Below are 6591 nucleotides of genomic sequence, written 5' to 3' on the forward strand. Positions count from 1 at the left end.
ATACCTCGGAACCGTTGCTAACGTCATCTCTGGTACCTCGTCCTCGATACTCCCCATCGTATGATAAGCGTTGACGCATGCCTCGCTCGGCTACCCGCGCACTGACGCGGCGTCCCGACCGGAGAGACGGCCCCTCATCGTACCGGACGGACGACGCACTCGGGGCCGGCAAGAGTCACCGGGGCGAGCAGAACGAGGGCGTACGACCACCGGCCTGCCGACCCGTCTGACTCGGTCCCGGAAAGCCGTCCGCCTCCGTTCGTCGGTCGCGAGGGATATCGGTCGCGAGAGACACCGGTCACGAGAGTCACCGATCGCGAGGGAGCGCAATCCGTTCCAAGCGTCTCCGGTCGCGAGGGAAACGGATCCACCCCAGCCAGCACCCGGCCGGACGAATCCCGCGAGTACCGACACGAGCCCCGCACCGCCGCCGAATACCTCTCGGGGCCCGAAACCCGGAGCGACCCGTCCGGCACCGTTATGCCATTTGGCATCGTACAGCACGTGACCTCTTCTCGGAGTTCCCCGCGCCAACGCGGGCGAATCGCGGGGAGGAGAGCGTGTCGCGACCGGCGGTATGTGTCACGAACGGCGCGGTATGTGTCACGAACGGCGATCGTACCCGCGCGTGAGCGACGTGAGAGAACATGAACGAAACTGAGTACGCTGCCCTAACGGAGAACCAGAAGGAGACGTGGGCGACCGGCGATTTCAACGAGATCGCCCGCCAGAACGTGGTCATCGCGGAGGCGCTCTGCGAGGCGGTCGATCCGCGTCCGGGCCAGCGCGTGCTGGACGTGGCCTGCGGGAGCGGAACGGCGGCGCTGTGCGCGGAGCGACGGTACTGCGAGGTCACGGGCGTCGACTACGTCCCCGGATTGATCGAACGCGCCCGGGCGCGGGCCGCGGCGAATCGCCAGCCCGTGGACTTCCGCGTCGGCGACGCACAGGACCTGCCGTTCCCCGACGACAGCTTCGACGCGGTGCTCTCTGTGTACGGGGTGCAGTTCGCGCCGGATCAGGAGCGAGCGGCGGCCGAGCTGCTTCGGGTGTGCAAATCCGGCGGGACGATCGGCCTGGCGGGCCCGATACCGGAGGGGTGGAGCGGCGACTGGTTCGCCACGCACGCCTCGTACGCGCCGCCACCGCCGGGCGTCCGGTCACCCCTCCGCTGGGGAACGGACGAGGGGCTCGAGGCGCTACTCGGCGCGGACGTTCGGTCCATCGAGAGTACCCGACGAACGGCCCACCAGTACTACCGGTCGATCGAGCACGCCGTGACGGTGTTCAGCACCTACTTCGGGCCGACGATCCGAGCGCTCGAGGCGCTCGACGGCGCGGACCGAGAGAACTTCCTGGGCGAGCTCGAGGCGGTCATGCGGCGGTACAATCGCGCGACTGACGGAACCGCGATCGTCGAGAACCGGTACCTCCAGACGGTCGCGATCGACGGGTAAATCGAACCGGCGTGCGGCAACCGGGGCAGCGACCGGTGGGCCGGAACCACCGCCTTCTCCGTCGGTCGAGACGCGTTCGACTCGTCGGCGTTCGTCGCGGTGGCGACGGTAGAAGTCGCGGAGGGCGCGAGTCGCGATTCGATCGATCGAGTTCGACGAGCGTTTCGCCGGGAGGCGTGCCCTTTTGCGACGTGCCTCCAGAGGAGCCCCATGGACATCGGAACCGCGAGCGCGGAGCCAGGCGAACGAGCGACCGGGCACCTGGAGGCGACGGCCCTTCCCACGGGGGGCGACGAACGGCTCCCCGTGATCGTCGCCCGCGGCGAGGAGGACGGTCCCACGCTGTGGGTGACCGGCGGCGTGCACGGGAACGAGCTGACGGGCGTGGCGGCGACCCAGGACGTCCTCGCCGACGGGGTCCCGGAGGGACTCCGCGGGACGGTGGTCTGCGTGCCGATCTGCAACCCCGCGGGGCTCCGTCGCGTCGAGCGCACCTCCTACTACCACGGCGACGATCCGAACCGCTACTTTCCGGGAAGCGACGCGGAGGATGGGGACGACGGGGCCGACGATCGAGTGCAGGAGCTGATCGCCGAACGCCTCTACGACGCGATCGTCGAGTCGGCGGACGCCCACCTCGACCTCCACACCGCGCAGGTGCGCTCCGTGCCGTTCGTCATCCGGGACCGAGTGCTGTACGATCCGGAGACGGCGGACGAAAACGGCGCCGACGGGACGGACGGCGACCACGGTGACGGCGAGGAAACCGACGGCGAGGGGACCGACGGCGGCCGAACAGAGGAGGAGGCCCGCGACCTGGCCGACCGACTCGACGCCCTCGCCGCGGCGACGGACCTCCCGGTGGTCACCGAGTACCCGGCCGAGGAGTACACCGACCGCAATCTCGATCGCTCGGCCGCCGGTGCGGTCTGCAACAAGGCCGGCATCCCCGCCCTCACGCTGGAGCTGGGGAGCTACGGCGTGGTCGAGGAGGACCACCGAGCCGCGGGCGTCGCGGCCGTCTACCGCGCGATGGTCCACCTCGGGATGCTCGACGAGGTGCCGGCGGACGTCGCCACCGAGGCGCCACCGCTCGAATCGCCCGTCGACTTCCCCGTGCGACGCTTCCGCGGCCCGAACGCGCCGCGGGCGGCGATCTGTCGGCACCGACTGGAAGCGGGCGAGACGTTCGAGGCGGGGGAGACGATCGCGGACCTCGTGAGCCCCCACGGCGACGTCCTGGAGACCGTGGCGGTCGATCACGACGGCTACGTCCTCGGGCGGGCGAACGCGGTGTGCTACGAGAACGACCCGATCACGAGTCTGGCCGTCCGGGACGAGGACGACCTCGTGGCCCCCCGCGAGTGAAGCGATAGTCTTAAACTCGGGACGCACATCGAATCGGGTACGGGACCGTGGGGTAGTGGTATCCTCTGCGGATGGGGTCCGTAGGACCCGAGTTCGACTCTCGGCGGTCCCATTTGCTGTCGCGAACAACTCGTGAGCGACAGCAATGGACGAGGCGAGTGTCGAACATGCGAGTCGCAGCTCGCGCAACCGAGCGAAGCGAGGTGAGCGAGACCGTCTCGCACCTGTTCGACTCTCGGCGGTCCCACTTTTCGTGACGAAACGAGCGAGGGAGCGGAGCGACCGTCGCGAGCGAGGAGCGGAACGTGGGAGCTGGGAGCAGCTCCGCTGGGACCGTGGTCCCATTTGCTGTCGCGAGCAACTCCGCGAGCGGCAGTACTATGGATTGAGCCGAGAGTCGAGCATGCGAGTCCCAGCGTCCTCGCTCCGCTCGGACGACCCTCCCGGACCGGCCACTTCACCGACGAGTCCGTCGGAACACGCGCTATAGGTCCTCGCCGCCGACCCGACACCCGCACGGGCCGTGGATCCGGGCTCCCGGTCCCACCGCCGTCATCTGGAACACCGGCCAGCCACACCGCGGGCACCGCTCGTCCCCCGGTAGCGCCTCGTCCGGCACCTCGCGGGTATCGAGCCCGCGGCGTTCGAGCTCCCGTAACACTCGCGGTCGGAGTCTCGGCCACTCGTCGGGCGCCAGGTCGGTCAACTCGTCAGGCTCGAGGGACGACCACTCCGGTGGGTCGAGATCGGCGTCGACATCGGGTTCGCTCACACGACCACCTCCGGCGGCGGGACAGCGGCCACGAAGGACGGGATCCGAATCTCAGAATCCCACAGCAGCAGCTCTCTCGGGGCCGAAACCCCGAATCGATGCGGGCGGTTTGCGAGACTTTTTTGTCTCGGTGGACTGTATGCGAACATGGCTGACGAACCCTCTCGGGTTTGGAAGCCGCGCCTCGGGTGCTGTTTCCACCCGGGGCATTTCCGCGCATGCCCCCAGCGACGGGTCGGGAGGTCGCGGCTTCCGAAATGACAGTTGGTTCGTAATTACATATATCTACTGGATATTGCTCGTTTCGGGTAACTAAGGCCGAAGTTTTCACGCTCATTGCTCAAAAAGGCGTACACGCTCGTTCGGTTCGGTTTGCCGACTGATATCGGGGGGAGACCGGAGTTCGACGCGATCGGCCCGCGTCGCTCGGGTCGTGGGTCCATCGAACGCGCAGTCCGACGTCCGGGAAGCGGAGTATTCGAACGAACCCGGTCGATCACCCCGCCGGCGTCCAGCTGTTATCGCAGTTGGCGCAGTTCAGTTCGACGTCCGGTCCCCTATTGAGGAGGGTGCTGAAGATCTCCTCGCCGCAGTTCGGACAGACGGCGCTTTGCATCATCGTAAGTCGTACGCCCCGACGGGGCAAGGTTTGGCGCTCCAAACGTGTGGGGTGTATAGTACCGGGTAACAGCAGAGAGAACCGTTTGCAGCGCGTTCGACGTGAGTATTCGACGGCCGAGAGACGAACCGAGAGTTGACGAACCGAGAGTTGACGAACCGAGAGTTGACGAACCGAGAGTTCGGCGTTGCGAGCGAACGAGGCCCCGCCGATCCCCGCTCGCTCGAGACCCGCGGAACTCGGAGATCGGCACGCCCATCGGCGGATGAACGATCAGGCCCGCAGACTACAAGCGAGGCGACCGTACGTACGCGCAGGGACCGCCGAAACGGCGCCCTGTCGTCACGGCACCCGGATCCGATGACTCACCACACGCACGACCACCACACGAACGACCACCGCCAAAGGAACGACTTCGATCGACGGTCGTTCCTCGCGAGCGGGGTTACCGCCACCGCCAGCGCCAGCTCCATCGCCATCGCCGGCTGCACCGGGATCCTCCGCCATGGTGACGACCACGACGGGTTCGAAGTCGAAACGGTCGCCGACGGGTTCGCTCACCCCTGGGCGATCGCGTTCCTTCCGGACGACGACCGGCTGCTGGTCACCGAGCGCGAGGGTCACCTCTCCCTCGTCGACCGCGAGGGCGGCGACGTCGAGGCGGTCGACGGCGTCCCGGACGTCCACGCCGCCGGGCAGGGCGGGCTGCTCGACGTCGCGGTGCATCCCGACGGCACCGACGAGCCCCCGGTCTACCTGACGTACTCGGCGACGAACGACGACGGGGAGTCGGCCACGCACCTCGGCCGCGGGCGGTTGCGTGCCGAGGACTCCGTGCTCGACGATTTCGAGGAGCTGTTCGTCGCCGAGCCGTTCGTCGACTCGAACGGCCACTACGGCTCCCGGGTCGCGTTCGGCGCGGACGATCGGCTGTACGTGACGACCGGCGACCGCCAGTTCAAGGACTTCGGGACCGACCACGTCTCCCAGGACACGACGAACGAACTGGGGGCCACGCTCCGGCTCGAACCGGACGGCTCGATCCCCGACGACAACCCGTTCGTCGGCGATCCCGACGCGGCCGACGCCATCTTCAGTTACGGCCACCGGAACGCCCAGGGGATGACGGTCCACCCGGAAACGGGCGAGCTCTGGCAGAGCGAGCACGGCGAGGAGGACGGCGACGAACTCAACGTGATCGAGGCCGGCGGGAACTACGGCTGGCCGGTCGCCCACACCGGCTGCGAGTACGGCACCGACGAACCGGTCGGCGACGATCCCCGCGAACGCGAGGACGTCGTGGACCCCGTCTACTTCTGGGAGTGCGGGAGCGGCGGCTTCCCGCCGGCGGGCGCGACGTTCTACGACGGCGAGGCGTTCCCGGCGTGGGAGGGCGACCTGTTCGTCGGCAACCTCGCCGGTCGGTACCTCGGTCGATTCGCCGTCGACCGGGGCGACGACGCGGACGGCGGAGCTAACGCGACCGACGGTGACGATGACGACGACGGGGACGACGACGGCACCGACCCGGCCGTCGAGGTCGAGGAACTCGATCCCCTGCTCGCCGATCGCGGGTGGCGGATCCGGGACGTCGCGGTGGGGCCCGACGCGGGCCACCTCTACGTGGCCGCGGACGACGGGAACGCGCCGCTCGTTCGACTCGTTCCCGATTGAAGCGCGACCGGGCCGCCCGGTCGGCGGTCCGTCGACCGTCCCCGTCGAACCGTCGACCGTCCCCGTCGAATCGTCAGCTGTCCCCGTCGAACCGTCGACCGTCCCCGTCGAACCGTCAACTGACCCGGTCGGTCGAACAACTACCCCCGTCGAATCGTCAACTGACCCGGTCGGTCGAACAACTACCCCCGTCGAATCGTCAACTGACCCGGTCGGTCGAACAATTACCCCCGTCGAACCGACGGGAGCGCGGCCCGGAGCCGGCGCCACCCACGCCACAGTCGACGCCACGTCAGCCCGACGCCGACCACGAGTCCGATCAGCCAGAGGAAGTTCAACAGCCACCACAGACCGGGGATCGGGGCCTCCTCCCGGTGGGCGTTCCACGGCAAGATTCCGAACTCGACGTAGATACCGAGGAACAGCGGCCACAGCGTGGCCACCAGGAAGACGACCGATCCGATCACGAGGCCGGGGATCGCAATCAGCCCGAGCACGAGCGACGCCCCGATTTTCGCCCCCGTCTGACTGTAGTCGCCTCGGTCAAGGTCGTCGATCGAGCGGTCGTCGGTCGGCATAGCGTGGGAGTCCTCGCCGCGATCGGACGAGGTGTCGTTGGATTGGGATCTGTTCGATAGGCAATAAATTCTTCGATCGCGCCGGCCCCGATCGGCATCCGGGGCGGAGAGCGTCCGATTCGG

5 protein-coding genes and 1 tRNA gene are annotated in these 6591 nt (G+C 68.1%); 4 read left to right on the plus strand and 2 right to left on the minus strand.

Annotation, left to right across the window (positions count from 1 at the left end):
• Nucleotides 1-647: 647 nt before the first annotated feature.
• From QZT59_RS18010 to QZT59_RS18020, 3 genes are all read left to right on the plus strand, one after another.
• Nucleotides 648-1457 carry a class I SAM-dependent methyltransferase gene (locus QZT59_RS18010; protein ID WP_290819268.1) on the plus strand — a complete coding sequence of 270 codons (810 nt, stop codon included), beginning with the start codon at nt 648-650 and terminating at the stop codon, nt 1455-1457.
• Nucleotides 1458-1667: 210 nt separating this feature from the next.
• Nucleotides 1668-2825 carry a succinylglutamate desuccinylase/aspartoacylase family protein gene (locus tag QZT59_RS18015; RefSeq protein WP_290819269.1) on the plus strand — a complete coding sequence of 386 codons (1158 nt, stop codon included), beginning with the start codon at nt 1668-1670 and terminating at the stop codon, nt 2823-2825.
• A gap of 41 nt (nt 2826-2866) precedes the next feature.
• Nucleotides 2867-2937 (plus strand) — tRNA-Pro (locus tag QZT59_RS18020).
• Between the two features lie 372 nt (nt 2938-3309).
• Here the strand turns inward: QZT59_RS18020 and QZT59_RS18025 are convergent.
• Nucleotides 3310-3597 carry a hypothetical protein gene (locus QZT59_RS18025; protein ID WP_290819270.1) on the minus strand — a complete coding sequence of 96 codons (288 nt, stop codon included), beginning with the start codon at nt 3595-3597 and terminating at the stop codon, nt 3310-3312.
• Between the two features lie 979 nt (nt 3598-4576).
• Here QZT59_RS18025 and QZT59_RS18030 point away from each other — a divergent pair.
• Entirely contained in the window at nt 4577-5890 is a 1314-nt protein-coding gene (locus QZT59_RS18030) for a PQQ-dependent sugar dehydrogenase (protein WP_290819271.1), read from the plus strand.
• Between the two features lie 224 nt (nt 5891-6114).
• Here the strand turns inward: QZT59_RS18030 and QZT59_RS18035 are convergent, their stop codons facing one another.
• Nucleotides 6115-6468 (minus strand): hypothetical protein, encoded by a 354-nt coding sequence (locus tag QZT59_RS18035; RefSeq protein ID WP_290819272.1) that lies wholly within the window; start codon nt 6466-6468, stop codon nt 6115-6117.
• Nucleotides 6469-6591: the final 123 nt, after the last annotated feature.

The organism is Halovivax sp. (assembly GCA_007119345.1).
Lineage (GTDB): Archaea > Halobacteriota > Halobacteria > Halobacteriales > Natrialbaceae > Halovivax.

Coding starts and splice junctions, on each gene's coding strand:
- QZT59_RS18010 (WP_290819268.1), top strand. CDS start 648: ATGAACGAAACTGAGTACGCTGCCCTAACGGAGAACCAGAAGGAGACG.
- QZT59_RS18015 (WP_290819269.1), top strand. CDS start 1,668: ATGGACATCGGAACCGCGAGCGCGGAGCCAGGCGAACGAGCGACCGGG.
- QZT59_RS18030 (WP_290819271.1), top strand. CDS start 4,577: ATGACTCACCACACGCACGACCACCACACGAACGACCACCGCCAAAGG.
- QZT59_RS18035 (WP_290819272.1), bottom strand. CDS start 6,468: ATGCCGACCGACGACCGCTCGATCGACGACCTTGACCGAGGCGACTAC.